This is a genomic window from Streptococcus mitis (assembly GCF_047459985.1).
Lineage (GTDB): Bacteria > Bacillota > Bacilli > Lactobacillales > Streptococcaceae > Streptococcus > Streptococcus mitis_DZ.
In genome coordinates, this window is sequence record NZ_JASHHD010000034.1 from 1 (window position 1) to 1577 (window position 1577).

Consider the following 1577-nt stretch of genomic DNA (forward strand, 5'->3'; position numbering starts at 1 on the left):
GTCGGGCTCATAACCCGAAGGTCGTAGGTTCAAATCCTGCTCCCGCAATAAGGCTCGGTAGCTCAGTTGGTAGAGCAATGGATTGAAGCTCCATGTGTCGGCGGTTCGATTCCGTCTCGCGCCATTTTTACTTATAGTGTGTATGCGGGTGTAGTTTAGTGGTAAAACTACAGCCTTCCAAGCTGTTGTCGCGAGTTCGATTCTCGTCACCCGCTTTGAACTTTGTTCAAATTACCAAGTTTTTAACTTGGGCGCGTAGCTCAGGTGGTTAGAGCGCACGCCTGATAAGCGTGAGGTCGGTGGTTCGAGTCCACTCGTGCCCATTAATAGGAGAATTACTCAAGAGGCTGAAGAGGACGGTTTGCTAAATCGTTAGGTCGGGTAACTGGCGCAAGGGTTCGAATCCCTTATTCTCCGTTTTAATGAGAGTTTATAACTCTCTTTTTTTTGGCTCTTTGTCAACTGTAGTGGGTTGAAGAAAAGCTAAGATCTAGAAAGGACAAATTTCGTCCTTTCTTTTTTGATGTTCAGAGCGATAAAAATCCGTTTTTTGAAGTTTTCAAAGTTCCGAAAACCAAAGGCATTACGCTTGATAAGCTTGATGAGATTATTGGTCGCTTCTAATTTTGCGTTGGAATAGGGTAACTGAAGGGCATTGACGATTTTTTCTTTGTCTTTGAGAAATGTCTTAAAGACAGTCTGAAAAAGAGGATGAATCTGCTTTAGATTGTCCTCAATGAGTCCGAAAAATCTGTCAGGCTCCTTATTCTGAAAGTGAAAAAGCAAGATCTGATAGAGATCACAGTGGTGTTTCAAGTCTTCTGAATAGCTCAAAAGCTTGTCTAGAATCTCCTTATTCGTCAAGTGCATACGAAAAGTAGGGCGATAAAAACGTTTATCGCTGAGTTTAGGACTATCCTGTTGGATGAGTTTCCAATATCGCTTGATAGCCTTGTATTCATGAGACTTTCGCTCAAACTTATTCATGATTTGAACACGCACACGACTCATAGCACGGCTTAGATGAAGGAAGGGTGAAAGCGATCAAGTACAATTTTTGAATTCAGGAGTGAAACAGTCTGGGAGACTGTTTCAGCCTGAGTCTAGAAATTCGAAAGCGAAGCTGTTTAGCCAAGTCATAATAAGGACTAAACATATCCATAGTAATAATTTTCACCTGACAACGAACGACTCTATCATATTTAAGAAAGTGATTCCGGATGATAGCTTGTGTTCTTCCTTCAAGAACAGTGATGATATTGAGCTTTTCAAAATCTTGTGCAATGAAGCACATCTTCATCTTCCGATTGAAACAGTCACTCCCCTGACTGTTTCAACGTCCCAAGTCATAATCTTCAGAAGATGAGAAAAATCATGCTTAAAGTGAAAGTCATTGAGCTTGCGAATAACAGTTGAAGTTGAGATGGAAAGTTGATGGGTAATATCGGTCATAGAAGTTTTTTCAATCAACTTTTGAGCAATTTTTTGGTTGATGATACGAGGGATTTGGTGATTCTTCTGGACGAGGGAAGTCTCAGCTACCATCATTTTCAAGCACTGATAGCACTTAAAACGAC

General features: G+C 41.0%; 4 tRNA genes and 1 pseudogene. 4 read left to right on the forward strand and 1 reads right to left on the reverse strand.

The features are described from left to right. The first annotated feature begins 51 nt into the window (after nt 1–51). The 4 genes from QM959_RS09465 to QM959_RS09480 all read left to right on the forward strand — a co-directional run bounded on the left by QM959_RS09465 (nt 52) and on the right by QM959_RS09480 (nt 417). Nucleotides 52–124, forward strand: a tRNA-Phe gene (locus QM959_RS09465). Nucleotides 125–144: 20 nt separating this feature from the next. After that, nucleotides 145–215: transfer RNA gene (locus tag QM959_RS09470), tRNA-Gly, on the forward strand. 34 nt (nt 216–249) lie between these two features. Further along, nucleotides 250–323, forward strand: a tRNA-Ile gene (locus QM959_RS09475). Between the two features lie 6 nt (nt 324–329). Next, nucleotides 330–417 (forward strand) — tRNA-Ser (locus tag QM959_RS09480). Between the two features lie 66 nt (nt 418–483). Here QM959_RS09480 and QM959_RS09485 read toward each other — a convergent pair. Then, nucleotides 484–1577, reverse strand: a pseudogene (locus QM959_RS09485) (transposase); the annotation flags it as partial.